This window comes from Pseudomonas sp. microsymbiont 2, assembly GCF_054788395.1.
On sequence record NZ_CM139112.1, the window covers coordinates 653,598 to 678,836 of the forward strand.

Sequence of the window (25,239 nt, forward strand, 5' to 3'; positions counted from 1 at the left end):
ATTGGGGGCGCATGGTTGGCCATGACAACTGTGGTTACAATTTCGCGGGTTGCTCCGTTTTGGTGCGACTTGATGCTAGACTTGCGCCACTCGCATCACCTGGACCCGCGCATCATGGGCGATCATTTCGCTGTCAACCTCAAATTGGCCTGCAGCCACTACCGCTCTATCTCGGAGGTTTGCCGGCAGCTGTCGATCAACCGCGGGCAATTCAACAAGTACCTGAGCGGCCAGAGCCGCCCGACGGCCTACAACCTCAAGCGCATCGGCGACTTCTTTGGTGTCGAGGATTACGAGCTGGGCTTGCCGCCCGAACAGTTCGCCCGGTTGATCGGCGCGCGCAGCCAGGAACCGCGTTTCGGCAATCAGGACGACCCGATCAGCGAACTGTTCAAGCCACTGCATAAAGAAGCCGGCAACCTGTCGCGCTATTGCGGTTACTACTTCGAATACGCCAACTGCATGTCGGTGCCGGGCTCGATCCTGGTGTCGCTGGTGCACCTGTGGGAGGAACGTGGCAGCTTTCTGTTCGAGCGCCAGGAACGCCAGGAGCGCAGCAGTGGCCTCGAGCAGCATGCCGAGGTGCGTTGCCGTTATCTGGGCGCGGCGTTCCAGCTGCAGGACCGGATGTTCCTGATCGACTACGAATCGCTGACCTTCAACGAGATGAGCCAGACCATTCTCATCCCCAGCTTCAAGAGCCGCATCAGCCGGCTCAACGGCCTCAAGACCGGGGTTTCCAGCGGTGACCGGCGCAACCCGGCCTGCACCCGGGTGGTCTGGGAGTACCTGGGCGAGGAGATCAACCGCATCAATGCCTATCGCCAGATCAAGCTGTACCGCCCGGACGATCCACGCATCGATGATGACATCCGCGACCGGCTGAGCGCCGGGATGATCAGCAACGGCCTGTTCGAGATCGAGTGAGCGCCGTCACCACCGGGCATGACGCAGCCCCTGTGGGAGCGGGCTTGCCCGCGAACACCGGCGAAGCCGGTGCCATGCACCGCGCTGCCTGCTTCGCCGCGGCGCGGCGATCCGCTAAACCCGCCCCAAAGGGACAGGACCAAGCGGTCAATCGAGAATGAACGCCGCCACGCTCTCGGCCACCTGGTCCGCCACCTGCGGCCTGTCGCGCAGGTGCGCGGCGATGCCATGGTCGCAATCGGTCAGCATCAGGCACTCCACATGGCGGGCCGGCACTGAACGCAGCAGCGTGTGGGTGACCTCTTCGGGAATCGGACTGTAACGCTCCACCCCCGCCAGGTTTCGCGTGCCCGCCGAGGTGCCGGGGCCCTGGCCGTGGACCTTGGAGTTGAGCCCGTCGTACTCGCCGACCACCAGCAGCACCCGCCCCTGGAACTGGCGCAGGAAGGCATAGCTGTCGCAGTCGAGAAAGGCAAAAGGCTTGCGGATCGCTTCGCTGAACGCCGGACCGAACGGCGCGGCATGGGCCGCATCGGGGTAGACCGCCGGGCAGATCAGCACCAGCTTGCGTACCTGGGATCGCTGGGCCGCCAGCTTGAGGGCGAGGGCGCCGCCCAGGCTATGGCCGATCACGGTGTCGCTGCGGCTGTCGAGGTGCTGGTGAAAACGCAGGGCTTCCTGCAGGTTGCTGGCCAGCGAGGCGTCCTTTGCCCCCGGTTCGCTTGCCCGGCTGTGCCCGGACAGGTTGCCGGTCAGCGAGCCGATGCCCCGCTGTTGCAGGCGGTAAAGCAGCGGATTGAGCCGAGTGAAATCCGACCGGGCGCCGCCGACGACGAACACCGGTGCCGAGCGCTCGGTATGCGCCAGCAGCAGACGGGCCTGCTGGCGATAACCGTCGAAGCGTTCTTCGATGAATCGCTCCGGACCGGGCGCGGGTTCGTCGTATTGCCAGAGGGCGCGTGGTGCAACGCTCGGCTCGAGGTCCATCTCCTGCTCCTATGAGAATTGAGTGTTCAGCCATTCGACGATGGGGTTGCCGGGTGTGCTCAACAGCTTGAGCGCCATGACGCAGCAGACGCAGACTACCAGCGGCCTGATCAGGCGTGTGCCGAAACGCACGGCACAGCGCGCGCCCAGCTGGGCGCCGACGATCGCCGCGGCGGCCATCGCCAGGGCCAGTGGCCAGATGATCGCCCCACCCAGCGCGAACACCGACAGCGCGCCCAGGTTGCAGGCAGCATTCAGTAGCTTGCTGCTGCATACCGCGCGCATCAAGTGTTGGCCAAGCAGAAGCACGCAGGCAAGCATGAAGAACGAACCGACGCCTGGGCCGAACACCCCGTCGTAGAAGCCGATCAGCGGTGCGACGCCCAGGCAGAACAGGCTGAGGGACACTTTCGCTTGCCGTTGCTGCTCCTGAAGTTTCGGGCTGAACGCGAACCAGGCCGCCACGAGTATCAGCAACACCGGCACGCAGGCCTGGAGCAGGGCCTGCGGCACCAGGCTCACCGACAGCGCGCCCAGCGCGCCACCGATGAACGCCATGAGCGCCATGGGCAGGCCGCTGTGCCAATCGATCATGCCCTTGCGGGCAAAGGCGACGGTTGCGGAAACCGTCGCCGAGGCGGCCTGGAACTTGTTGCTGGCGATGGCCGCCAGCGGATCGATACCGGCGATGAACAGCATGGGCAGGGTGAGCAGGCCGCCACCTCCGGCAATCGCGTCGAAGAAGCCGGCCAACAACGCCACCGCCGCGAGCAGCAGCAGAAGTTCCAGATCAAGGGCTTGGGGCAAGGTTTCCAGCACGGTCGAACACTCCTGGTCAGCCGCGAACGAGCAGCGGGTCGTCGCTGATCACCAGCGGGCGGGCGAAGGGCGAGTAGGCGAACAGACGTACCAGCAGGCGGCGGTTGTCCTGGACGGAGTCGCGACCGTGCAGGGCCCGGCAGTTGTTGATCAGCAAGGCGTTGCCGGGCTCCAGCACGAACGGCAGGGGCGGGGTCGAGCCCAGCAGGTTCTGGAAGGCATCGAACGCGCGCGCGGCAGCCTCGCTGGCGCCGTCGTTGAGTGAGAAACGGTAGGCGTTGTAGCGCATGCTGAAGCCGCCGTTGGGGTCGAACTGCAGCATCGAGGTGGCCTTGCCAGCCGATCCCTGGCCCTGCACGAAGCATTCGCTGCGGCTGAAGTCGAACGATGGCGATGTCAGCGCCAGGGCGTGCAGGGTTCCCAGCTGCTCGATGATCGGCGGCAGCGGAAAAATCCGGGTCGGCTCCCTTGCCGGGTTCCAGCGGGCCGTCAGGATCAGCGCGCTGGGGGCGGGCGAGTGGCCGTGTCGGCTTTGTACCGAACAGTTATAGGGCGCTTCGGTGTGCGGGCCGAGGTTGAGGCCTGAGTGGGAGCTGAGCTCCACCGCCGCCTGGCGGTTTTCGCCGGGACGCGGGGTGCTGCCGCCGCCCTTGAAGTTGGCGACCAGGCGCACGAGCTTGCCGTCATTGTCGATATCGAAGGCGAAGGCACGATAGTGGGCCAGTTCCAGCAGCAGCTGGTTGCGCGAGGCGAGGTAGCGGCAGTCGGCGTCCTGCTCGAGCTCCGCCAGGGCGGGCAGCTGTTCGGGCGGCGTATCGTCCGGCGCGTGCATCTGCGAGAACAGCAGCGCCGAGAGGTTGCCCTGGGCGAACCGTCGCAGCACCGCTTGCTGGCCGGGCGTCAGGCTGGCCGTGAGCCGTTCGGCGTGGGCGCGGGCCTGGCGAGCCGCGCCCTGGGCCTGGGGACCACCCAGTTCGGCGAGTGCCTGGCTGGCAACGGCCAGCGCCTGGGCTTGGGAGGGGGTGAATTGCACGCAAGCGACTTCCGGGTCGTTCATCTGACTCTATCCTTGTCATTGGGTTGTCCTGGCAAGCCCAGTCCGAGACCTCGGGTCATGGGCAAGGCGGCAATTGGACCTATCGCGCGGGCAAACCGAAAGTCAGACTATTCCTTGTCTTTGATCAGTCATTTCCTAGTTGCTAGGGTGGTGGGATCTGGCGCCTATCTGCGCAAAAAGCGCCCGTGCCTGGCCCAGGTTGGACTTCCCCCTGCGGAAACAGCAAAATGGCTCCTTTCCTCCATCGATCTGACCGGACCTGTTGACTCTATGCGTATGCGCCTGATGCTGTTGGGTGGTGGCAATGCCCTCGGGCAAGCGCTGATTCGCCTCGGGGCCGAGGAAGACATCGCCTTCCTGGCGCCGCGCCCTCCGGAGCACGGTTGGGACCCGGCCAGCCTGACCCTGCTGCTCGACGAGCAGCGCCCCGACGTGGTGGTCAACCTGGCCTACTACTTCGACTGGTTCCAGGCCGAGTCCGTCAGCGAACAGCGTCTGGCCCTGCAGGAGCGCGCGGTGGAGCGGCTCGCCGAGCTGTGCCAGCACCACGAGATCATCCTCGTGCAGCCTTCCAGCTACCGTGTGTTCGACGGCTCGCGCGCCACGGCCTACAGCGAGAAGGACGAACCCGTGCCGCTCGGGCTGCGTGGCCAGGCCCTCTGGCGTATCGAGCAGAGCGTGCGCGCCACCTGCCCGCATCATGTGCTGCTGCGTTTCGGCTGGTTGCTCGACGAGAGCGTCGATGGCGCGCTCGGGCGCTTCCTGACCCGCGCCGAGCACCCCCAGGAACTGCTGCTGGCCGATGACCGGCGTGGCAACCCGACGCCGGTGGACGACGCCGCCCGGGTCATCCTCTCGGTGCTCAAGCAGCTCGACTGCAAGGCGCCGCTGTGGGGCACCTATCATTACGCCGGCAACGAGGCCACCACGCCGCTGGCGCTGGGCCAGGCGATCCTCGCCGAAGCCACGCAATGGCGGCAGCTGGCCGTGCAGGCGCCGACCGCCCAGGCCCACGCCGCGCGCCCGGACGCCAGCGAAGAGCCGCAGCACGCGGTGCTGGCCTGCAAGAAGATCCTTCACACCTTCGGCATCAAGCCGCGCGCCTGGCGCGCCGGCTTGCCGCCCCTACTGGACCGTTTCTACCGACATGGCTGACGCCCCCATCCTGATCACCGGCGGTGCCGGCTTCATTGGCTCGCACCTGTGCGACGCGTTGCTGGAGAAAGGCTACGCGGTGCGTATCCTCGATGACTTGTCCACGGGCAAGCGCGAGAACCTGCAGCTCGGCCATCCGCGCCTGGAACTGCTCGAAGGCGATGTCGCCGACGCCGCCCTGGTCGCGCGTGCCGCCGCGGGTTGCCAGGCGGTGGTGCACCTGGCCGCGGTGGCCTCGGTGCAGGCCTCGGTGGAAGATCCGGTGAAGACCCACCAGAGCAATTTCATCGGCACGCTCAATGTCTGCGAAGCGATGCGCCTCAATGGCATCCGTCGCGTGCTGTTCGCCTCCAGCGCGGCGGTGTACGGCAACAATGGCGAAGGCCAGTCGATCGCCGAGGACACGCCCAAGGCGCCGTTGACGCCCTATGCGGTGGACAAGCTGGCCAGCGAACAGTACCTGGACTTCTACCGTCGCCAGCATGGCCTGGAGCCGGTGGTGTTCCGCTTCTTCAACATCTTCGGGCCGCGTCAGGATCCCTCCTCGCCGTATTCAGGGGTGATCAGCATCTTCTGCGAGCGCGCTACCCGGGGTACGCCGATCACCGTGTTCGGCGACGGTGAGCAGACCCGCGATTTCCTGTATGTCGGCGACCTGGTGCAGGTGATGGTGCAGGCACTCGAGCAGCCGGTGGTGGAAGAAGGCGCGGTGAATATCGGCCTGAACCAGGCGACTTCGCTGAATCAGTTGCTCAAGGCGTTGGAGCAGGTGGTGGGCGGTTTGCCGGCAGTCAGCTACGGCCAGGCCCGCTCGGGGGATATCCGCCATTCGCGGGCGGACAATTCGCGCTTGCTGACGCGCTTCACGTTCCCTGAGCCGACGCCGTTCGTCGAGGGGCTGGCGCGGTTGCTCGGCAAGGCTTGAGTTCACTTCGCGGGTCAAGCCCGCTCCCACGGGAGTTGCGCGAGGCTTGGGATCAGTGCGGTCCCTGTGGGAGCGGCTTTAGCCGCGAACACCGGCGTAGCCGGTGCCAAGCACCGCGTCGCTTGCTTCGCGGGTGAACCCGCTCCCACAGGCGTTGCGCAAGGCTTGGGATTAGTGCGGTCCCTGTGGGGGCTTGCCCCGCGATGACGTCACGCATGCCGGACCACCCGCCGTCGGCAATCTTCCGGCCCCACCGCTCGCCCATCCCGGGCCCGCACCTGCAGCGTCTCCAGAGCCTGGCCGCGATCATCGACCAGCTGCGAGCGTGATTCCCCCGCCGTGAACAGGTAACGCTCCCCCCACTGGCGCAAGCCGATCACGATCGGAAATACCGAGCGCCCCTTTTCGCTCAGCACATATTCCTTGTACGCACTGCCATCCGAGGCCGGCTGCTGCACGAGCAGCTCAGCCTCCACCAGCAGCTTCAGGCGCGCGGCGAGGATGTTCTTCGCCAGCCCCAGGTTGCGCTGGAATTCACTGAAACGGCACAGGCCATCGAAGGCATCGCGCAGGATCATCAGCGCCCAGCGGTCGCCCAGCACCTGCAGTGCGCGGGCCACGGGGCATTGCTGGTTGTTTTCGTCGAGCATGGCGCGTTCCCTGGAGAAAGTTTGGTTGCAGATTAAAACCACCTTTGCTAGAAAGCCAATCTTGTGGTTTTAAAAAGAAACCAGTTTGTCGAGGATCAGCCCATGCCGCCGCTCACCCGTGGATTGACGCTGTTGTTGGCCGCCGCCTGTGCCCTGGCCGTGGCCACGGTCTATCTTGCCCAGCCGCTGCTGGAGTCGATGGCGACCAGCCTGGGGGTGGGCAGCGCTCGCACGGGCCTGGTGGTGGGAATGACCCAGGCCGGGTATGCCCTGGGGCTGCTGCTGATCGTGCCGCTGGGCGACCTGGTCGATCGCAGGCGCCTGATCCTCGGCCAGTTGCTGGCGTCGGCGGGTGCCTTGCTCGCGGTGGCGCTGGCCGTGGACTGGGCCATGCTCCTGGCGGCGCTGACCATGGTCGGACTGGCCGCGGTGGTGGTGCAGGTGATGGTGGCGCATGCCGCTACCCTGGCCACGCCCGCGCAGCAGGGACAGGCGGTGGGCACGGTCACCAGTGGCGTGGTGCTGGGGATACTGCTGGCGCGGCTGGTGTCGGGCATGGTGGCCGACCGGTTTGGCTGGCATGGCGTGTATTTCGGCGCGTCAGGGCTTGCGCTGCTGATGGCGGCACTGCTCGCCTGGCGGCTGCCGTCCGCCAGCCTGCAGGGTGAGCGGCCTACCTACCGGGCATTGCTGGGGTCGGTGGTGCGCCTGTACCGGCATGACCGGTTGCTGCGTCGGCATGGGGTGTTCGCGCTGCTGATCTTCGCCGCATTCAGCGTGCTGTGGAGCGCGATGGTACTGCCGCTGAGCGCCGCACCGCTGTCGCTCGATCACACCCAGATCGGCTTGTTCGGCCTGGCCGGCATGGCAGGCGCGCTGGCGGCTTCACGTGCCGGTCGCCTGGTCGATCGCGGGCATGGTCGGGCCGTCGTCGGCTGGGCGCTGGGCTTGCTGACGCTGTCCTGGTGGCCGAGCGCGTACCTCGAACAGTCACTGCCGGCGCTGGTGCTCGGCGTGCTGATGCTCGACCTGGCCGTGCAGGCGGTGCATGTGACCAATCAGAGTCTGCTGCTGGCGGGGCGCAGCGAAATGGCGAGCCGGCTGATCGGCGCCTACATGTGTTGCTATTCGCTGGGCAGCGGCCTGGGGGCGGTGGCGGCGACCTGGGTCTACGCGCGGTGGGGCTGGGGCGCGGTGTGCGGGTTGGGGGCGGGGATCAGTGCGCTGGCCTGGGGTTGCTGGGGCCATCTGTGGCGGCAGGTGAGCAAGCCCGCTCCAGGCGGAGCGGGCTTGCCGCAGGATCAGAACTTGTAGCCCAGGCCGACCATGTAGACCCACGGGTCGACGTCCACGTCGACCTTGGTCTTGCCGACGCCCAGGGCGCTCGGGCCGTTGATGCTGGCCTTGGTGTCGATGTCGACGTACCAGACCGCGGCGTTGAACAGCAGGTTGTCGGTGATCATGTAGTCCATGCCCAGCTGGCCGGCGATGCCGACCGAGTCCTGCAGTTTCATGTTGCTGAAGCCTTGCGCCTTGCGATTGCTGCTCAGGTCTTCATCGAAGAACAGGGTGTAGTTGATACCCACGCCAGCGTACGGCTGGAACTTCGAGGACGGCTCCATCGGGTAGTACTGCAGCGACAGGGTCGGCGGCAGCTGCTTGATGTCCGCCAGCTTGCCGTCCAGGCCTGGGCCGAGGCCCTTCACGCCCACGGTGTGCTTGAACGGCGTGGCGGCCAGCAACTCGATGCCGATGTGGTCGGTGAGCATGTAGGCGAAGGCCAGGCCCAGCTGGGTGTCGCTGTCCAGAGTCGCCTTGGTGCCCGAAGCCTTGACGCCGTCGAGCTTGATGTCGCCGCTGTTTTCGTTTGGCGCGGTGGTGATGGCGCCAGAGCGAATGATGAAATCGCCTGCCTGGTGGGCGTGGGCAACAGGGGCTGCGAGCGCCAACGCGACGAGCGAGGCACTGAGCAAGGACTTGTTCATGGAAGCTCCCAAAGGACGTGAGTAATCGAGTAGTCCAATGGTACGAAGCCGACTAAACAGAAAGTTTGACCCAGCTCAACGAAGCCGCGTCATTGGGCGGGCGCGGTGCTCATTTCAGCTCGTAGGCGTAGATTTTCTCGGCCTCCATCTGGTAGCCCGCGTCGGCCAGTTCGCTGCTGCTGGCCTTGACCCGCATCGTGCCTTCGATCCAGTAAGGCTGGTAGAGGTCCTCGATGCGCACGCCCATCTCGCTGAAGATATGCACGATCTGGTTCGACGGCGGTGGCGGCACATGGATGCAGGCGCCGTAGTAGGGCACCAGGAGGAATTCGGTGGTACGCCCCTCGTCGCTGACTTCCAGCGGCACGATGTAGCCGGGGATCTTCACCGCCTGGCCATCCAGGGCCTTGACCACCGGGGCGTTGGGCGCCTGCTGGCGGGCGGCGGGCGCGGCCTCGGCGGCCAGCGCGTTGCCGATCTGTGACAGGTCGTGCAGCGGCGTCAGTTGCGGCGGGATGACCGGTGCGCCCTCGGGAATCAGGGCGGGCCAGTCCAGCTCGCGGGCATCGGCGGCCCAGAGGGGCAGCGAAAGCGCGACCAGGAGCGCGAGCAGGAGGTACTGAAGGACTGGTGTTACCTGCTTCGCGGGTAAACCCGCTCCCACAGGAGGCGAGGCGATCCCTGTGGGAGCGGGTTTACCCGCGAAGCAGGCGGCGAAGGCTAGGGTCATGTCTGTCTCTTAAAGATGAATCGACAAGCCATCGGCCAGCGACTGCCGATAGGCGCGCCAGGCCGGCACGCTGCCCATCAGCAGCGCCGCGCCGAGGATGATGGCCAGCAAGGTCCACTCGTGGGCGCTCGGCCAGGCCAGGGGCAGGTATAGCCCATAGTTGGCCTGTACGTAGCCCTGGGCCAGGGCGATGCCCGCATACAGCAGCCCCAGCCCGGCGGCGATCCCCGCCAGCGCCAGGGCCAGTGCCTCGAGCACCAGCAGCCCGGCGATATGCCAGGGCCTCGCGCCCACCGAGCGCAGGATGGCCATTTCCCGGCGGCGTTCGTTGAGGCTGGTGAGGATCGCCGTGAGCATGCCGATCAGGCCGGTGAGCACGACGAACAGCGACACCACGAACAGCGCCTGCTCGGCGGTGCCCATCAGGCTCCACAGCTCCTGCAGGGCCACGCCAGGCAGGATCGCCAGCAGCGGCTCGGCACGGTACTCGTTGATCTCGCGTTGCAGGCTGAAGGTGGCGATCTTGCTGTTGAGCCCGAGCATGAAGGCGGTGATGGCGCTGGGCTGCAGGTCCATGGTGCGCGCCTGCTCGGCGCTGATGCGCCCGGCGCCGCGGGCCGGCACGCCGTTGTGCCAGTCGATGTGGATCGCCTCCATGCCAGCCAGGCTGATGTGCAGGGTGCGGTCCACCGGGGTGCCGGTGCGCGCGAGCACGCCGACCACGGTGAACGGCTTGTCGTCGTGCTTGACCAGGCTGATGGCGGCTACACCATGGGCCAGCACCAGCTTTTCGCCGAGCTTGTAGTGCAGTGCCTCGGCCACTTCGGCGCCGAGCACCACCTCGAACGGGTCGTCGGCGAACGCCCGGCCCTGGCTGAGTTGCAGGTGCTGGCGGCGACCGAACTGGTAATGCGCGAAGTAGTCGGTGGTGGTGCCCATCACCCGGTAGCCACGGTGCGAGTCGCCCAGCGAGATAGGGATCGCCCATTTCACCCGAGGGTCCTTGGCGTAGTGCTCGTAGCTGTCCCAGCGAATGTTGTTGGTGGCGTTGCCGATGCGGAACACCGAGTACAGCAGCAGGTTCACCGAACCCGAGCGCGCGCCGACGATCAGGTCGGTGCCGCTGATGGTGCTGGCGAAGCTGGCGCGGGCTTCGGTACGCACCCGCTCGACGGCCAGCAGCAGGCACACCGACAGGGCGATGGCGAAGGCGGTCAGGCACGCGGTGAAACGGCGGTTGGCCAGGCTGGCCAGGGCAAGGCGAAGCAGGTACATCAGGCCTCCCGGGGCTTGGCGGCGCGGTTGAGTTCGGCCAGGGACAGATGGCGATCGAACAGCGGCGCCAGGCTCTGGTCATGGCTGACGAACAGCAGGCTGGAGCCAGCGGCGCGGCACTCGTCGAACAGCAGGCGAATGAAGGCCTCGCGCGTGTCGGCGTCGAGCGCCGAGGTCGGCTCGTCGGCGATCACCAGTTCGGGCTGGCCAATCAGCGCCCTGGCCGCGGCGACCCGCTGCTGCTGGCCGATCGACAGGCTGTCGGCGCGGCGCGCGAGCAGGTCGGGATCGCCCAGGCCCAGATGCTCGAGCAGCTGCGCGGCGGCCTGGTCGATGCTGCCATGGCGCTGGGCAGCGCGCTTGGCGCGGCTTTTCGAGAAACGACAGGGTAGCTCGACGTTTTCCCGCACCGACAGAAACGGCAGCAGGTTGAACTGCTGGAAGATGTAGCCGGTGTGGTCGACCCGGAAGCGGTCACGCGCGCCCTGGCCCAGGGTCGCCAGGTCCTGGCCGAGCAGGTGGACAGTGCCCTGGCCTGGCCGGTTGACCCCGCCCAGCAGGCCAAGCAGCGTGGTCTTGCCGCTGCCGCTCGGGCCCTTGAGGAACAGGGCTTCGCCGGGCTCCAGGCGAAATGCCGGGATCTCCAGCAGCGGCGCCTGGCCGGGCCAGGCGAACACCAGGTCATGCAGTTCGATCAGCGCCTGGCTCATTCAGAACGCGACCACGGCCTTGCCGGGGGTGGCTTCCACGCCTTTCTGGCCGTTCGGGCCGATCAGCTGCACGTTGATCTTCTGGGTCTGCGGGAAGGTCTTGAACAGCGGGCCGAGGTCGATCTGAGTGAGTTTGCCTGGGGTGGCACAGCTCAGCTGGTAGTGCGCGTTGACGTCGGCATGCTGGTGGTCGTGGTCATGCTCGTCACCCTCTTCGTCGGCATGGGCGGTGTCGCCGAACAGCGGGCTTTCCAGTTCCTGGGCCTCTTCCTTGCAGCCGGCGGCCGGCGAGACACCGAACAGCTTCAGGGGCTGCTCGAGCTGCTGGCGGGCGGCGGCGACCTTGGCCTTGTCGGCATCGGTGCTGGCGGCGTGCTCGAAACCGACCAGGTTCATGGCCGGGCTGTCCAGCTCCAGCTCCAGGGTGTTGCCGTCGAGCACCGCGTTGAGCTTGGCCACGCCATGCTCGTGGGCGCCCAGGGTGCCATGGGCGTGATCATGATCATGGTCGCCGTGGGCATGGGCCACGGCCAGGGGCAGCAGGGCGAAGGGCAGGGCGAGCAACAGACGACGCATGGACGGCTCCACAGGCGGCTTGGAAAGATTTTGTGATGTTATAACAATTTTTCCTGGCATCGCCAGCCTGCCTGGCACAGGTTTCATCTTCATGGGAGCATGGCGGCATCGAGCCCTTGAGCGAGGAAGACAGCGTGAGAATTCGTGGACAGATCGGTGAGTGGCCGGTGGATTTGACCCTCGAGCTGGCGCCGGAGGAATGGGCGCAGTTGGGGCGACGGCTTGAGACGCCACTGCCTGTGGCAGTCACGCCGGTCAGTTCCAGTCCGGCACCGCGCCAGGACGATGGGCAGTGGAACGCGGCGCGCGAGGTGCTGCGCCAGGCGGGGCAGATGAGCGGGCCGGAGTTGCTGGAGCGCCTGGAGGGGCTGGCCGGGAACGTGGCGGCGGGCAAGCGGCTGCTGGTGCGCTTGCGTCATAGCAGCGAGGTGAAGGTGGAGAGCGGCGTGGATGCGCCGGTGTATCGCTGGGTAGGCTGAGTTGCTTGTTCCTGCCTCTTCGCGGGTAAACCCGCTCCCAGAGGATTTGCACTGCAATGCCTGTGGGAGCGGGCTTGCCCGCGAAGGGGGTCAGAACATCGCGGCAGAGAGCTTGCGGCGGTACACGCTGACCAGCGGGTGATCGCTGCCCAGCAGTTCGAACACCTGCAACAGCGCCTTCTGCGGCAGGCCGTTCTCGTAGGCCCGGTTGCGCTGGAACAGCTTCAGCAACCCTTCCAGCGCGGCCTCGTACTGCTGGCGCGCCAGTTGCTGGATGCTCAACTGATAGGCCGCCTCGTCATCCTGCGGGTTCTGCGCCAGGCGGCTTTTCAGCTCGGCGGCTTCCGGCAGGCTGGCGGCCTGGCGCAGGAAGGTCAGTTGGGCCTTGGCGCCGGCCAGGGCGGCCTTGTGCTCGTCGGTCTTGACCGCATCGAGCACCACCTGGGCCTCGCCCAGCTCGCCACGCTCGGCCAGGCAGCGGGCATAGAGGATCAGCGCCTCGGCATTGCTGTTGTCTTCACCCAGCAGCACCTGCAACAGGGCCTCGGCTTCACTGAAACGGCTTTCGGCGAACAGCGCCTTGGCCTGCTCCAGCGGCGCGGCGGTGGGCGGCGCGGGCATCTGCACGTGGGGTTCGAGCATGGTGCGGATCGCCGATTCGGGCTGGGCGCCGGCAAAACCATCGACCGGCTGGCCGTCCTTGAACAGCACCACGGTCGGCAGGCTGCGGATGCCGAACTGGGCGACGACCTGCTGTTCGACGTCGCAGTTGACCTTGGCCAGCAACAGTTCGCCCTGGTAGCCCTCGGTGATCTTCGCCAGCAGCGGCATCAGCGCTTTGCACGGTGCGCACCACTCTGCCCAGAAGTCGACCAGCACCGGCTTGTGGAAGGAGTTCTCGATGACCAGTTGCTGGAAAGTGGCATCGGTGACATCGAAGATAAATGGCAGGCTTGTGTTAACAGGAGCTTGGCTCATCGCGACTCTCGCAAATCCGTGAATGCCTCCACTATAAGGGCTCGCGGCTGGCGTGGTACAGGCTGACCCGGCGGAATTCGTGCGGTTCGGCCAGATCCGGCAGGGTCAGCGCCTCGAGCACGCCGAGCGGGCGGTACAGGGGATGGCTGAAATCGCGCACCCGTGAATCGGCCACCAGGGCCTGGCGGCCACGACTGAGGAACTGGTCCAGCAGCGGCAGGTTGGCGCGGTCGTAGAGCACGTCGGCGACCAGGATCAGGTCGAAGCGGTCGGTCTCGGCGAAGAAGTCGCTGCTGTAGTTCAGCGTCACCCCGTTCAGCGCGGCATTGGCGCGACAGGCATCCAGGGCCAGCGGGTCGAGGTCGCAGGCCACCACCTCTAGCGCGCCGGCCCGGGCGGCGGCGATCCCGGCGATGCCGGAGCCGGCGCCGAAGTCCAGCACACGCTTGCCGCGCACCCATTCGGGGTGCTCGGCCAGGTAGCGTGCCATGGCCAGGCCGCTGGCCCAGCAGAAGCTCCAGTAGGGCGGCTCTTCGAGGATGCGTCGGGTTTCCTCGCTGGTGAATTCGCGATCCATGTTCTGCTCGTCGATCAACCACAGCTTGAGCGCGGACCCAGGCAGCTCGCAGGTCACCAGGCGCGCTTCGCCGATCAGCTTGCCGAGGGCTTGCTGCAAGGCTTGCGGCGCCACTTATGGGGCCTTTTCGAAGCGCAGCGGGCCGGTGGCCTGGGTTTGCGCCTGGGCGATGCGCACGGGGGGCAGGTGCATGATCAGTTGACCGGAGCGGCTGGCGCGGCCACGCAGTTCGACGCGCGCGCCAGCGGGAAATGCCTCGGGGTTGAAGCGCAGGCGGTAGGGCAGGGCCTGGCCGGTGCCGGTGAGGGTGCTGCTGGCCAGCAGCTGTTGTGGGCGACCGCGTTCGTCGATGACCAGCAGGGCCAGCTCGACGTCGGCGCCTGCCGGGACTTCCAGCAACGAGCCGCTCAGTTCGCGCTGGTAGGCGGGCAGCGGCCCCAGCGGTTCGGTTTTCTTCGCCACTTTCGCCGGCACGGGGGCGGGGGCCTGTTCCGGCTTTGGCCGGTCGCTGCCGCAGGCGGTGAGCAGGGCGGCGCAGCACAGCACGACGAGTGCTCGATGATGCATGGAAGAGTCCTTCACGGGCAGATTTGCATGGATGGTAACCCCTTTGGCTTGTCTTGCCAGTGCAATGCGCTACCATGGCCCTCCCTTTTTTTGTTGCCTGCCACCATGCACTGTCCGTTTTGCGGTGCCAACGACACCAAGGTCATCGACTCGCGCCTGGTCGCCGAGGGCGAACAGGTGCGCCGCCGGCGCGAATGCGTCGCCTGCGGCGAGCGGTTCACCACCTTCGAAACCGCCGAACTGGTCCTGCCCCGGCTGATCAAGCAGGACGGCACGCGCCAGCCGTTCGACGAAGACAAACTGCGCGCCGGCATGCAGCGCGCGCTGGAGAAGCGTCCGGTCAGCGTCGAGCGCCTGGAAGCGGCGCTGGCGCATATCAAGAGCCGCCTGCGCGCCACCGGCGAGCGTGAGGTGAAGTCGCTGGTGGTCGGTGAAATGGTGATGGCCGAGCTGCGCAAGCTCGACGAGGTGGCCTACATCCGTTTCGCCTCGGTCTACCGGCGTTTCCAGGACCTCGACGAATTCCGCGAAGAAATCGACCGCCTGGCCCGCGAGCCAGCCAAAGAGTAAGCATGTCCAGCCAAGCCATTCTCGACGCCCACTACATGGCCCGGGCCGTGGAACTGGCCCGCAAGGGCCTGTACAGCACCCACCCCAACCCCCGCGTGGGCTGCGTGATCGTGCGCGACGGCGAGGTGGTCGGCGAAGGCTGGCATGTGCGCGCCGGCGAGCCGCACGCCGAGGTCCATGCCCTGCGCCAGGCCGGCGAGCGTGCCCGTGGCGCCTGTGCCTATGTCACCCTCGAACCCTGCAGCCACCATGGTCGTACCCCGCCGTGCGCCGAAGCGCTGGTGAACGCCGGTGTGGCGCGGGTGGTGGCGGCAATGCAGGACCCCAATCCGCAAGTGGCCGGCAATGGCCTGCGGCGTTTGCGCGAGGCCGGCATCGAAGTCGCCAGCGGCGTGCTCGAGGCCGAGGCCCGCGCGCTCAACCCGGGCTTCCTCAAGCGCATGGAGCAGGGCCTGCCGTTCGTGCGCGCCAAGCTGGCCATGAGCCTGGACGGCCGCACCGCCATGGCCAGCGGCGAGAGCCAGTGGATCACCGGCCCTGCGGCGCGTGCCGCGGTGCAGCGCCTGCGTGCCCGTTCCAGCGTGGTACTGACCAGCGCCGAGAGCGTGCTGTTCGACCAGGCTCGCATGACCGTGCGCGGCGAAGAACTCGGCCTGGATGACACCCTCACCGCCCTGGCCCTGTCGCGTCCACCGTTGCGCGTGCTGGTCGACGGGCGCCTGCGTCTGCCGCTGGACGCGCCGTTCTTCCAGGCCGGTCCGGCGCTGGTGGTGACTGCCGTGGGCGAGGACCCGCGCTATGCGGCCGCCGGCCATGAACTGATCAACCTGCCCGGCAGCGAGGGGCGCGTCGATCTGCCGGCACTGCTGCGCACCCTGGCCGGGCGCGGGGTCAACGAAATCCTGCTGGAGGCCGGCGCCGGCCTGGTCGGCGCATTCGCCCGCCAAGGCCTGGTCGACGAATACCAGTTGTTCGTCGCCGGCACCTTCCTCGGCTCTGAAGCCCGCCCGCTGCTGGACTGGCCGCTGACGAAGATGAGCGAAGCGCCGCGACTGAAAATCATCGAAATGCGCGCGGTTGGCGATGACTGGCGAGTCACCGCCGTTCCCCTGCCGGCCAGCGGCGTATAATGCCTGGCCTGCCTCGCGCAGTCCGTACCTGAGGAGAACCGCATGTTCACCGGCATCATCGAATCCATCGGCACCATCCGCAGCCTCGCTCCCAAGGGCGGCGACGTGCGCGTCTACGTCGAAACCGGCAAGCTCGACCTGGGCGACGTCAAGCTCGGCGACAGCATCGCGGTCAACGGCGTGTGCCTGACCGCCGTCGAGCTGCCCGGCGATGGCTTCTGGGCCGACGTCAGCGTCGAGACCCTCAAGCGTACCGCCATGGTCGACCTCAAGAGCGGCAGCCGGGTCAACCTGGAAAAGGCCCTGACCCCCACCACCCGCCTGGGCGGCCACCTGGTCAGCGGCCACGTCGATGGTGTCGGCGAGATCGTCTCGCGCGCCGATAACGCGCGTGCCATCCAGTTCCGCGTGCGCGCTCCGAAAGAGCTGGCCAAGTACATCGCCCACAAGGGCTCGATCACCGTCGATGGCACCAGCCTGACGGTCAACGAAGTCGATGGCGCCGAGTTCGAGCTGACCATCGTTCCGCACACCCTGTCCGAAACCATCATGGCCGACTACCGTCCCGGGCGTCGGGTGAACCTCGAAGTCGACCTGCTGGCCCGTTACCTGGAGCGTCTGCTGCTGGGCGACAAGGCCGCCGAGCCGGGCAAAGGCAGTGGCATCACCGAAAGCTTCCTGGCCGCCAACGGCTTCTTGAAATCCTGATTGAGAAGGGGGTGCCGCGTGGCGCTCAACAGCATCGAAGAATTGGTCGAAGACATCCGCCAGGGCAAAATGGTCATCCTCATGGATGACGAAGACCGCGAGAACGAAGGCGACATCATCATGGCAGCCGAATGCTGCCTGCCCGAGCACATCAACTTCATGGCCAAGCACGCCCGTGGCCTGATCTGCATGCCGATGACCCGCGAGCGCTGCGAAACGCTCAAGTTGCCGCTGATGGCGCCGCGCAATGGCTCGGGCTTCGGCACCAAGTTCACCGTGTCGATCGAGGCCGCCGAAGGCGTCACCACCGGCATCTCCGCCGCCGACCGCGCCCGTACCGTGCAGGCCGCCGCGGCCAAGGACGCCAAGGCCGAGGACATCGTCAGCCCCGGCCACATCTTCCCGCTGATGGCCCAGCCTGGCGGTACCCTGGCCCGTGCCGGCCACACCGAGGCTGCCTGCGACCTGGCGCGCATGGCCGGTTTCGAGCCCAGCGGGGTGATCTGCGAAGTGATGAACGACGACGGCACCATGTCGCGTCGCGCCGAACTGGAAGTGTTCGCCGCCGAGCACAACCTCAAGATTGGCACCATCGCCGACCTGATCCACTACCGCATGATCCACGAGCGCACCGTGCAGCGCGTCTCCGAGCAGCCGCTGGACAGCGAGCTGGGCCAGTTCACCCTGGTCACCTACCGTGACGCGGTGGAAGGCGACGTGCACATGGCCCTGACCCTGGACAAGATCTGCGCCGAAGAGCCGACCCTGGTGCGCGTGCACAACATGGACCCGCTGCGTGACCTGCTGATGGTCAAGCAGCCGGGGCGCTGGAGCCTGCGCGCGGCCATGAGCGCCGTGGCCGAGGCCGGCAGCGGCGTGGTGCTGCTGCTGGGCCACCCGCTGGACGGCGACGTGCTGCTGGCGCATATCCGCGAAAGCGCCGGCGATGCTCAGCCCAAGGCACCGACCACCTACAGCACCGTCGGTGCCGGTTCGCAGATCCTGCGCGACCTCGGTGTGCGCAAGATGCGCCTGATGAGTTCGCCGATGAAGTTCAATGCGATATCCGGATTCGATCTGGAAGTTGTAGAATACGTGCCCTCCGAGTGACTTGAGGCGGTCTGATCGCCCTCCCGCTCGAGTCCAAACCCTCCCGAGGCCGCCACAGCGCGGCCTCGCTCTTGAAGATGAGAACATCGGAATGACCCTGAAGACCATCGAAGGTACCTTCATCGCCCCCAAAGGTCGCTATGCTTTGGTGGTTGGCCGCTTCAACAGCTTCGTCGTCGAAAGCCTGGTAAGCGGTGCAGTCGATGCCCTGGTACGCCACGGCGTCAGCGAAAGCGACATCACCATCATCCGTGCCCCGGGCGCGTTCGAAATCCCGCTGGTGGCCCAGAAAGTCGCCCAGCAGGGCGCCTATGACGCGATCATCGCCCTGGGCGCGGTGATCCGTGGCGGTACCCCGCACTTCGAATACGTGGCGGGCGAATGCACCAAGGGCCTGGCCCAGGTGTCCATGGAGTTCGGTGTACCGGTGGCCTTCGGCGTGCTGACCGTCGATTCCATCGAGCAGGCCATCGAGCGTTCCGGCACCAAGGCCGGCAACAAAGGTGCCGAAGCTGCCCTGTCCGCCCTGGAAATGGTCAGTCTGCTGGCGCAGTTGGAGGCCAAGTGATTAGCGACGAAAGCGATCGTTTCAACCCGCGCGATCCAAAACCCGCGGATGCCGGCAAGCCCTCGAAAAGCGCCAAGCGCCGCGAAGCCCGCAAGCTCGCCACGCAAGCGCTTTACCAGTGGCACATGGCCCAGCATTCGCTGAACGAGGTCGAAGCGCAGTTCCGGGTCGATAACGATTTCACCGATGTCGATGGTGCCTACTTCCGCGAGATCCTCCACGGGGTCCCGGCGAAGAAGGGCGAAATCGACGAGGCCCTCAAGCCTTGCCTGGACACCCCGCTGGAAGAGCTCGACCCGGTCGAACTGGCCGTGCTGCGCCTGTCCACCTGGGAGTTCATGATGCGCGTCGACGTGCCGTACCGCGTAGTCATCAACGAAGGTGTCGAACTGGCGAAAGTGTTCGGCGCCACCGATGGCCACAAGTTCGTCAACGGTGTGCTGGACAAGCTGGCTCCGCGTCTGCGTGAGGCGGAAGTCAAGGCGAACAAGCGCTGATCGCGGCGCTGACGAGCCATGGGTGAGTTCGAGCTGATCCGTCACTACTTCGCCGCCGCGCCTTGTGCGCAGGGCGGCGAGGGTGTGGCCCTGGGGGTCGGCGACGACTGCGCCCTGCTCGACCTGCCCGCCGGCGAGCAGCTGGCGATCTCCACCGACACGCTCGTGGCCGGTGTGCATTTCCCCACCACCTGCGACCCGCTGCTGCTGGGTCAGCGCTCGCTCGCCGTGGCGGCCAGCGACTTGGCGGCCATGGGCGCCACGCCCATCGGCTTCACCCTCGCCCTGACCCTGCCCGAGTTCGCCCCGGACTGGCTCGAAGCCTACGCCGATGGCCTCGGTCGCATGGCTCACCGTTGCCGCATGACCTTGATCGGCGGCGACACCACCCGTGGGCCGCTGAGCATCACCGTGACCGTGTTCGGCCGGGTACCCGCGGGCCAGGCCCTGCGCCGCAGCGGCGCGCAGCCGGGCGACCTGCTGTGTGTCGGTGGTTGCCTGGGCAATGCGGCGGGGGCCTTGCCGTTGGTGCTGGGCGAGCGCGAGGCGGCTGCCGATGTGGCCGGTCCGTTGCTGGAGCACTACTGGTCGCCGCTGCCGCAGCTGGTGCTGGGCGAGCGCCTGCGCGGCCTGGCCACGGCGGCACTGGATATCTCCGACGGCCTGCTGGCCGATTGTGGGCATATCGCCAAGGCATCCGGCGTCGCCCTCGAGGTGAACCTGGAGCAGGTGCCAGTGTCAGCTGCTTTGCAGGCGCTGCTCGGCGACGAGGCGGCCCGCTGGGCGGCACTGACCGGCGGCGACGACTACGTGCTGGCGTTCACCGTGCCGCAGGCGGCGCTTTGCAGCCTGCCGGACACGGCGCATGTCATCGGCCATGTGCGCGAAGGGCAGGGTGTGACCTTGCTCGATGCCCAAGGCCAGGACATCACCCCCGTGCAGCGGGGCTATCAACATTTTAGGGAGACACCGTGACCGACCACCCCAACCAGGTGCCTGCGGAGTTCGTTCCGCCTTCGGTCTGGCGCAACCCGTGGCACTTCATCGCCTTCGGCTTCGGCTCCGGTACCCTGCCCAAGGCGCCGGGCACCTGGGGTTCGCTGGTGGCGCTGCCGTTCATCCCGCTGTGGCAGATGCTGCCCGACTGGGGTTACTGGCTGCTGCTGGGCATCAGCATGCTGTTCGGCGTGTGGCTGTGCGGCAAGGTGGCGAACGACTTGCGCGTGCACGATCATGAAGGCATCGTCTGGGACGAGATCGTCGGCATGTGGATCACCCTGTGGCTGGTGCCGGAAGGCTGGCAGTGGCTGTTGGCGGGGTTCTTGATGTTCCGTTTCTTCGACATCCTCAAGCCGTGGCCGATCCGCTGGGTCGACCGCCATGTGCATGGCGGCTTCGGGATCATGCTCGACGATATCCTGGCCGGCGTGTTCGCCTGGCTGGGCATGCAGGTTCTGGTGTGGGCGGTGGCCTGATACAAGGAGCGTTGCGATGGGCCTGAGGACTGTGTTGCTGGCATTGGTGCTGTTTGTCGCAGGCCCGGGCGTGGTGGCCCAGGAGACGCCGACGCAGGTGCGGCTGGTTAGCGAGCAGTGGATCGACTATACCAACGCCGACGGCACCGGGCTGGCCTGGGACGTATTGCGCAAGGTGTTCGAGCCAGCCGGGGTCAAGGTCGTGGTACAGAGCGCGCCCTACAGCCGTGCGGTGGGGCTGGTCAAACGTGGCGAGGCGGACGCCTGGGTGGGGTCGTACAAGGAAGAGAACGACGACAACCTCTATCCGCGCTGGCACTTCGACCAGGACCATATCTACGCCCTGGGCCTGGCCGGCAAGCCGGTGCCCACGCTGGACACCATCGGCCAGTACCGCTTGGCCTGGGTACGTGGCTACGACTATGCCAGCTACCTGCCCAATGTCCGCAACTCCCGCGAGATCCAGCGCCGAGAAGGTATCTTGCCGATGCTCGAGCACGACCGGGTCGACTTCTACATCGATGCGCTCACCGAGGTCGACTATGTGCTTGGCCAGGCGCCCGATCCCACGCGTTTTCGCCGCAGCCATGTCGCCGAACTGCCGTTGTATCTTGCGTTCACCCGCAGCGAACAAGGCAAGGTCCTGCGCGATCTGTTCGACCGGCGCATGGAGCTGCTGGTACGCAGCGGTGAGTTGAAGCCGATCTTCGAGCGCTGGAAGCAGCCGTATCCGTTCACGGTGGATAGCCAGCCGCATTGAGGCTTGTACCGCTGTTCTTGTAGGAGCGGCCTTGTGTCGCGATGGGCCGCACAGCGGCCCCAGCAATGGCTGATTTCTCGCTGAGACCCGGGGGCCGCTTTGCGGCCCATCGCGACACAAGGCCGCTCCTACAGGATTTGGTCCTTGTTCCATAAGCATCGAACTTTTCGATCTTAAGCCACGATATTCACCCTGCGCACCCGCGCCGGGCTGCTGATACAATCGGCCAATCTGAAAATTCCTACTTTCCAGGAGCACCACGTGCCCGTCGTCTTCGTTGCCGCCTCCAAACTCCCGACCCCCTTCGCGATCTTCACCATGCATGGCTTTCTCGACGAAGCCACCGGCCGTGAGCACGTAGTGCTCAGCCTGGGTGACATCGCCGACGGCGAGCCGGTGCTGGGGCGTCTGCACTCCGAGTGCCTGACCGGCGATGCCCTGTTCAGCCAGCGCTGCGACTGCGGTTCGCAACTGGAAGCCGCGTTGCAGGCCATCGCCCGCGAAGGCCGCGGCGTGCTGCTGTACCTGCGCCAGGAAGGCCGTGGCATTGGCCTTTTGAACAAGATTCGCGCCTACGAGCTGCAGGACGGCGGCGCCGACACCGTCGAGGCCAACGAGCGCCTGGGCTTCGCCGCCGACCAGCGTGACTATGGCATGTGCCTGCCGATGCTCGAGCACCTGGGCGTGAAATCGCTGCGCCTGATGACCAACAACCCGCGTAAGGTCAAGGCGCTGACCGACATGCACATCAAGGTCGCCGAGCGCGTGCCGCTGCATACCGGTCATAACCCGCACAACCGCCTGTACCTGGCCACCAAGGCCGACAAGCTTGGCCACATGATGGGCAACAAGCACCAGGGCGAGGTGCCCCAGGCGTGACCCGCAGCGAGGTGAAGCGCCGGCTGGCCCTGGCCTGGTGGCAGTACCTGGCCGTCGGCCTGCTGCCGCTGCCGGTGATGGCCTGGGCCTTCGGCGGCGGCGAGCCGCTGATCCCGGTGCTGGCCATGCCGCTGTTCATCGCCGGCGCCGCCAGCATGTTTCTCAGCCTGCCGCGCTTCGGCGCCTACAAACGGGCGCTGATCGCCACCGACAAGCAACTGGGCACGGCGGACGAGCCCGCCGCCTGGATCGAACTGGCAAGGGTACGCCGCCTGGCCATGCTGCATGCCTGTTTCCCGGCCTGGATCGCGGCGCTGTCGGTGCTGGTCGGGCTGGAGGCCGTCCCGCGGATCCTGCTGGCGCTGTCCACCGTGGTGTTGCTGTACCTCTATCGCCTGCCGCGCCAGCTCGGCTGATGCGGGCGTTTCTCGCCATCGTCCTGCTGTGCGTCGGCGCCCTGGCCGAGGCCGGGCCACGGGTGGTCAGCCTGGCGCCGTCGATGACCGAAATCGTTCTCGAACTGGAAGCCGGCGAGCTGCTGGTCGGCTTGCTCGACGGCGGCGAGCGCCCAGCGACCCTGCGCGATCTGCCTTCGGTCGGCCGTCATGGCCAGCTGGACATGGAGCGCCTGCTGAGCCTCAAGCCGGACCTGCTGTTGCTCTGGCCCGGCAGTGTGTCCTCTGCCCAGCGCGACCAGCTGCGGCGCCTGGGCATCGACACGTTCAGCGCCGAGCCCGGCGACCTCGACCAGCTGATCGGGCAGATCCAGGCCATTGCCCGGCGCATCGGTCGCCCCGCGCAGGGCGACGCCTATGCCGCCGGCCTGCGCGAGCGTCTGCAGGCGCTGCGCGAGCGCTACCGGCGCCAGACGCCGTTGCGGGTGTTCTATCAGGTCTGGGACAAGCCGTTGTACACCCTGGGCGGCCAGCAAGTGGTCAGCGACGCCCTGCGGGTCTGCGGGGCGCGCAATGTGTTCGATGACCTGGCCCTGCCCGCGCCGCAGGTGAGCGTGGAGTCGGTGTTGCTGCGCGATCCCGAGGTGATCCTGGCCGGCGACGAGGCGCAACTGGCCAGTTGGCGGCGCTGGCCGACGTTGAGCGCGGTGGCCGGTGATCGCTTGCTGGTGGTGCCGGACAAGGGCCTGGAGCGGCCCAGCGGGCAGATGATCGAGGCCACCGCCCGGCTGTGTGCCTTGCTGGCGGCTAGAGCGCCGGCGTCCAGGTAACGCTCAGCAGCCAGGTGCGACCCTCTTCGCGGTAACCATGCTGGTTGCCGTCGAAGCTGTAGAGGGCGCGGCTGTAGCGCTTGTCCAGCAGGTTGTCGAGCTTGAGCTCCAGCTTGACCTCGTCGCTGGCCGCCCATCCGCCCCGTAGCCCGAGCAGGCCGTAGCCGCCCAGCGCGTTGCGGTTGGCCTCGTCGTCATAGCTGCTGCTCACCGCCTGCCAGCTTGCGCCCAGGTTGAAACGGTCGAACTGGCGGTCCAGGTCGAGGCTCAGGGTGCGCCGTGCGCGGCGAGCGAGAGTATGTCCGCTGTCGCGGTCGCGAGGGTCGATCAGGGCCAGGCCGAGCTGGCTGCGCCATTGGCCCCACTGCTGCTCCAGGCCCAGTTCGAAGCCGTTGATGCGGGCCGTGGCCACGTTGCGGGGGATGGAGCCCGCGCCGAAGACGATCGCGTCGCGCAGGTCGGTGCGGTACAGCGAGGCTTCGAGGCGGCTGTCACGGCTCAGCTGGCTGCGCCATTGCAGCTCGTAGCTCTTCGAGCGCTCGGGGTCGAGGTTCGGGTTGCTGTACTGCGGGTAGTACAGGTCGTTGAAGGTCGGCGCGCGAAAACCCTCGCTGTAGGACAGCAGCACATCGTTGTCGGCATCGACCGGCAGCGTCAGGCTGCCACTCCAGGTGGTCTGGCCACCGAACTGCTGGTTCTGGTCGCGGCGCACGCCAAGCTCGGTGGAGAAGTGCTCGCCACTGAAGCGGTGCTGGATGAACACGGCGCGGTTGAAGCGGCTGTCCTCGGTGAAATCGGTGCTGGCGTGGACGCGATCCTGATACCAGTCGACGCCTGCCAGCAGGGTATTGCGCGCGTCCAGCGCGAAGTCGTTCTGCCAGGTCAGCTGGTCGCGGTAGGTGTTGAACACGAAGCGCTCGTCGCTGAGCTTGTCGCGCTTGTCGTCGCGGTTTTCGCTGTGCCCCAGCTCCAGACGCGAGTGCCAGGCGTCGGTGAGCTGGGCATCAAGGTAGGTGCCCAGGCTGCTGACAGTGAAGTCGGTGTAGGGTTTCTGGCCGAAGCTCTGGAAACTGGCCATGTCGTAACGCCCGAACGGATTGTCGTATTCGCTGCGCCCGCGGCTGTCGAGCAGGTTCAGACCCACCTCGAAGCGCTCGTCGAAGGCGTGGCTCAGGCTCAGGTTGAACGAGCGATTACGGTAGGCATCGTGGTCGCCATCGCTGGCGAGCGACGGGCCGGTCCAGTCGATCCCGGCGGTTTCGTCGAGGCTGGCGCCGAGGTTGAAGCGCGTCGCGCCGCTGCCCCCGGACAGACCCAGGCTGCGCTGCCAGGTCTGGTTGCTGCCAGCCGCCAGGCGCGCGCGCGGGTGCAGGCCCTGGCCATCGCCACGGCGGGTGAAGATCTGGATCACCCCGCCGATGGCGTCGCTGCCGTAGACCGCCGAGCGCGAGCCGCGCAGCACCTCCACCCGCTCGATCTGGTCGATGTCGAGGAACTGCAGGCCGCTGTCGCTGGAGGTGGCGTTGGCGATCCGTACGCCGTCGACCAGCACCAGGGTCTGCGCGGCCTTGGTGCCACGGATGAAGATGCCCGGCAGGCTGCCGCGGCCGCCGGTTGGCGCAACCTGCACGCCGGGGACGCGGGTGAGCAGGTCGGTGACGCTGCTGGGTTGCAGGCGGTCGATGTCGCTGCGGGTGAAGACGGTATTGGCGGCGCTGGTGGCGCTGCGCGATTCGACCTGGCGACTGGCGCTGATCAGCACATCGGGGAGCTTGAGGGCGTCGTCGCGGGAGGGTTCGGCGGCCAGGGCGGCGGCGGGCAGGCAGAGCAGGGGGAGGGCGCGGATCTTCATGGGCAGTTCCATTGCAATCGCGGGGCAAGCCCGCTCCCACGCGTGGGAGCAGGCTTGCCCCGCGATCG

General features: G+C 66.8%; 30 protein-coding genes. 17 read left to right on the forward strand and 13 right to left on the reverse strand.

Annotated features, from left to right (window positions below):
• Positions 1–114 precede the first annotated feature (114 nt).
• On the forward strand, positions 115–927 hold the full coding sequence (locus ACYUME_RS02955; protein ID WP_460419272.1) for a helix-turn-helix domain-containing protein: 813 nt from the start codon (positions 115–117) through the stop codon (positions 925–927).
• 147 nt (positions 928–1,074) lie between these two features.
• On the opposite strand, the gene ACYUME_RS02960 is transcribed toward ACYUME_RS02955, so the two are convergent.
• Genes ACYUME_RS02960 through ACYUME_RS02970 form a run of 3 tightly spaced genes read right to left on the reverse strand, consistent with a single transcriptional unit; the run spans position 1,075 to position 3,790 of the window.
• Entirely contained in the window at positions 1,075–1,914 is an 840-nt protein-coding gene (locus ACYUME_RS02960) for an alpha/beta hydrolase (protein ID WP_279887376.1), read from the reverse strand.
• Positions 1,915–1,923: 9 nt separating this feature from the next.
• Positions 1,924–2,733, reverse strand: a complete 810-nt coding sequence (locus ACYUME_RS02965) for a TSUP family transporter (RefSeq protein ID WP_460418014.1) — start codon at positions 2,731–2,733, stop codon at positions 1,924–1,926.
• A 16-nt stretch (positions 2,734–2,749) separates the two neighbouring features.
• Positions 2,750–3,790: a hypothetical protein gene (locus tag ACYUME_RS02970; protein WP_460418015.1), complete on the reverse strand. Its 1,041-nt coding sequence runs from the start codon at positions 3,788–3,790 to the stop codon at positions 2,750–2,752.
• 270 nt (positions 3,791–4,060) lie between these two features.
• On the opposite strand from ACYUME_RS02970, the gene ACYUME_RS02975 reads away from it, so the two are divergent.
• Entirely contained in the window at positions 4,061–4,945 is an 885-nt protein-coding gene (locus ACYUME_RS02975) for a sugar nucleotide-binding protein (RefSeq protein ID WP_279887381.1), read from the forward strand.
• Positions 4,938–5,870 (forward strand): NAD-dependent epimerase/dehydratase family protein, encoded by a 933-nt coding sequence (locus ACYUME_RS02980; protein ID WP_279887383.1) that lies wholly within the window; start codon positions 4,938–4,940, stop codon positions 5,868–5,870. The genes ACYUME_RS02975 and ACYUME_RS02980 overlap by 8 nt, the downstream gene beginning before the upstream one ends.
• A gap of 209 nt (positions 5,871–6,079) precedes the next feature.
• Here ACYUME_RS02980 and ACYUME_RS02985 read toward each other — a convergent pair whose 3' ends face one another.
• Positions 6,080–6,520 carry a winged helix-turn-helix transcriptional regulator gene (locus tag ACYUME_RS02985; RefSeq protein WP_279887385.1) on the reverse strand — a complete coding sequence of 147 codons (441 nt, stop codon included), beginning with the start codon at positions 6,518–6,520 and terminating at the stop codon, positions 6,080–6,082.
• A gap of 102 nt (positions 6,521–6,622) precedes the next feature.
• On the opposite strand from ACYUME_RS02985, the gene ACYUME_RS02990 reads away from it, so the two are divergent.
• On the forward strand, positions 6,623–7,834 hold the full coding sequence (locus ACYUME_RS02990; protein ID WP_460418016.1) for an MFS transporter: 1,212 nt from the start codon (positions 6,623–6,625) through the stop codon (positions 7,832–7,834).
• Here the strand turns inward: ACYUME_RS02990 and ACYUME_RS02995 are convergent.
• The 5 genes from ACYUME_RS02995 to ACYUME_RS03015 form a co-directional block, all read right to left on the reverse strand.
• Entirely contained in the window at positions 7,822–8,505 is a 684-nt protein-coding gene (locus tag ACYUME_RS02995; protein WP_279887390.1) for an OmpW/AlkL family protein, read from the reverse strand. The two genes, ACYUME_RS02990 and ACYUME_RS02995, sit on opposite strands and share 13 nt — an antisense overlap.
• A 109-nt stretch (positions 8,506–8,614) precedes the next feature.
• Positions 8,615–9,235 carry a DUF3299 domain-containing protein gene (locus ACYUME_RS03000; protein WP_460418017.1) on the reverse strand — a complete coding sequence of 207 codons (621 nt, stop codon included), beginning with the start codon at positions 9,233–9,235 and terminating at the stop codon, positions 8,615–8,617.
• Between the two features lie 9 nt (positions 9,236–9,244).
• Entirely contained in the window at positions 9,245–10,510 is a 1,266-nt protein-coding gene (locus ACYUME_RS03005) for an ABC transporter permease (RefSeq protein ID WP_460418018.1), read from the reverse strand.
• Positions 10,510–11,220, reverse strand: coding sequence for an ABC transporter ATP-binding protein (locus ACYUME_RS03010; protein ID WP_460418019.1), 711 nt, complete (start codon positions 11,218–11,220; stop codon positions 10,510–10,512). The genes ACYUME_RS03005 and ACYUME_RS03010 overlap by 1 nt, the downstream gene beginning before the upstream one ends.
• Entirely contained in the window at positions 11,221–11,796 is a 576-nt protein-coding gene (locus ACYUME_RS03015) for a DUF2796 domain-containing protein (protein WP_460418020.1), read from the reverse strand.
• Between the two features lie 134 nt (positions 11,797–11,930).
• On the opposite strand from ACYUME_RS03015, the gene ACYUME_RS03020 reads away from it, so the two are divergent.
• Positions 11,931–12,275, forward strand: coding sequence for a hypothetical protein (locus ACYUME_RS03020; RefSeq protein ID WP_460418021.1), 345 nt, complete (start codon positions 11,931–11,933; stop codon positions 12,273–12,275).
• 90 nt (positions 12,276–12,365) lie between these two features.
• Here ACYUME_RS03020 and trxA read toward each other — a convergent pair whose 3' ends face one another.
• The 3 genes from trxA to ACYUME_RS03035 are packed head-to-tail and all read right to left on the reverse strand — an operon-like array spanning position 12,366 to position 14,397.
• Positions 12,366–13,253 carry a thioredoxin gene (gene trxA / locus ACYUME_RS03025; protein WP_279887401.1) on the reverse strand — a complete coding sequence of 296 codons (888 nt, stop codon included), beginning with the start codon at positions 13,251–13,253 and terminating at the stop codon, positions 12,366–12,368.
• 31 nt (positions 13,254–13,284) lie between these two features.
• Positions 13,285–13,944, reverse strand: a complete 660-nt coding sequence (locus ACYUME_RS03030) for a class I SAM-dependent methyltransferase (RefSeq protein ID WP_460418022.1) — start codon at positions 13,942–13,944, stop codon at positions 13,285–13,287.
• Complete coding sequence (locus ACYUME_RS03035; RefSeq protein ID WP_460418023.1) at positions 13,945–14,397, reverse strand: YbaY family lipoprotein; 453 nt, start codon at positions 14,395–14,397, stop codon at positions 13,945–13,947.
• Between the two features lie 105 nt (positions 14,398–14,502).
• On the opposite strand from ACYUME_RS03035, the gene nrdR reads away from it, so the two are divergent.
• From nrdR to ACYUME_RS03095, 12 genes are all read left to right on the forward strand, one after another.
• Positions 14,503–14,967, forward strand: coding sequence for a transcriptional regulator NrdR (gene nrdR / locus ACYUME_RS03040; protein WP_009685710.1), 465 nt, complete (start codon positions 14,503–14,505; stop codon positions 14,965–14,967).
• 2 nt (positions 14,968–14,969) lie between these two features.
• Positions 14,970–16,097, forward strand: a complete 1,128-nt coding sequence (ribD, locus tag ACYUME_RS03045; RefSeq protein ID WP_460418024.1) for a bifunctional diaminohydroxyphosphoribosylaminopyrimidine deaminase/5-amino-6-(5-phosphoribosylamino)uracil reductase RibD — start codon at positions 14,970–14,972, stop codon at positions 16,095–16,097.
• A 42-nt stretch (positions 16,098–16,139) separates the two neighbouring features.
• Positions 16,140–16,805: a riboflavin synthase gene (locus tag ACYUME_RS03050; protein ID WP_460418025.1), complete on the forward strand. Its 666-nt coding sequence runs from the start codon at positions 16,140–16,142 to the stop codon at positions 16,803–16,805.
• Between the two features lie 18 nt (positions 16,806–16,823).
• Entirely contained in the window at positions 16,824–17,915 is a 1,092-nt protein-coding gene (ribBA, locus tag ACYUME_RS03055) for a bifunctional 3,4-dihydroxy-2-butanone-4-phosphate synthase/GTP cyclohydrolase II (RefSeq protein ID WP_460418026.1), read from the forward strand.
• Between the two features lie 91 nt (positions 17,916–18,006).
• Positions 18,007–18,483, forward strand: coding sequence for a 6,7-dimethyl-8-ribityllumazine synthase (gene ribH / locus ACYUME_RS03060; RefSeq protein ID WP_003255395.1), 477 nt, complete (start codon positions 18,007–18,009; stop codon positions 18,481–18,483).
• The gene (nusB, locus tag ACYUME_RS03065; RefSeq protein ID WP_460418027.1) at positions 18,480–18,980 is read left to right on the forward strand and encodes a transcription antitermination factor NusB; all 501 of its coding nucleotides are present in this window, start codon (positions 18,480–18,482) and stop codon (positions 18,978–18,980) included. The genes ribH and nusB overlap by 4 nt, the downstream gene beginning before the upstream one ends.
• A gap of 18 nt (positions 18,981–18,998) precedes the next feature.
• Positions 18,999–19,955 carry a thiamine-phosphate kinase gene (gene thiL, locus ACYUME_RS03070; protein ID WP_460418028.1) on the forward strand — a complete coding sequence of 319 codons (957 nt, stop codon included), beginning with the start codon at positions 18,999–19,001 and terminating at the stop codon, positions 19,953–19,955.
• Entirely contained in the window at positions 19,952–20,455 is a 504-nt protein-coding gene (locus ACYUME_RS03075; RefSeq protein WP_023632630.1) for a phosphatidylglycerophosphatase A family protein, read from the forward strand. Before thiL ends, ACYUME_RS03075 begins: the two co-directional genes overlap by 4 nt.
• A 16-nt stretch (positions 20,456–20,471) precedes the next feature.
• Positions 20,472–21,215, forward strand: a complete 744-nt coding sequence (locus ACYUME_RS03080) for a substrate-binding periplasmic protein (protein ID WP_460418029.1) — start codon at positions 20,472–20,474, stop codon at positions 21,213–21,215.
• A gap of 261 nt (positions 21,216–21,476) precedes the next feature.
• Positions 21,477–22,094: a GTP cyclohydrolase II gene (gene ribA / locus ACYUME_RS03085; protein ID WP_279881216.1), complete on the forward strand. Its 618-nt coding sequence runs from the start codon at positions 21,477–21,479 to the stop codon at positions 22,092–22,094.
• Positions 22,091–22,510 (forward strand): MFS transporter, encoded by a 420-nt coding sequence (locus tag ACYUME_RS03090; RefSeq protein ID WP_460418030.1) that lies wholly within the window; start codon positions 22,091–22,093, stop codon positions 22,508–22,510. The genes ribA and ACYUME_RS03090 overlap by 4 nt, the downstream gene beginning before the upstream one ends.
• Positions 22,510–23,319, forward strand: coding sequence for a cobalamin-binding protein (locus ACYUME_RS03095; RefSeq protein WP_460418031.1), 810 nt, complete (start codon positions 22,510–22,512; stop codon positions 23,317–23,319). Before ACYUME_RS03090 ends, ACYUME_RS03095 begins: the two co-directional genes overlap by 1 nt.
• On the opposite strand, the gene ACYUME_RS03100 is transcribed toward ACYUME_RS03095, so the two are convergent.
• Positions 23,297–25,183, reverse strand: a complete 1,887-nt coding sequence (locus ACYUME_RS03100; RefSeq protein ID WP_460418032.1) for a TonB-dependent receptor domain-containing protein — start codon at positions 25,181–25,183, stop codon at positions 23,297–23,299. The genes ACYUME_RS03095 and ACYUME_RS03100 overlap by 23 nt on opposite strands.
• Between the last annotated feature and the right edge of the window lie 56 nt (positions 25,184–25,239).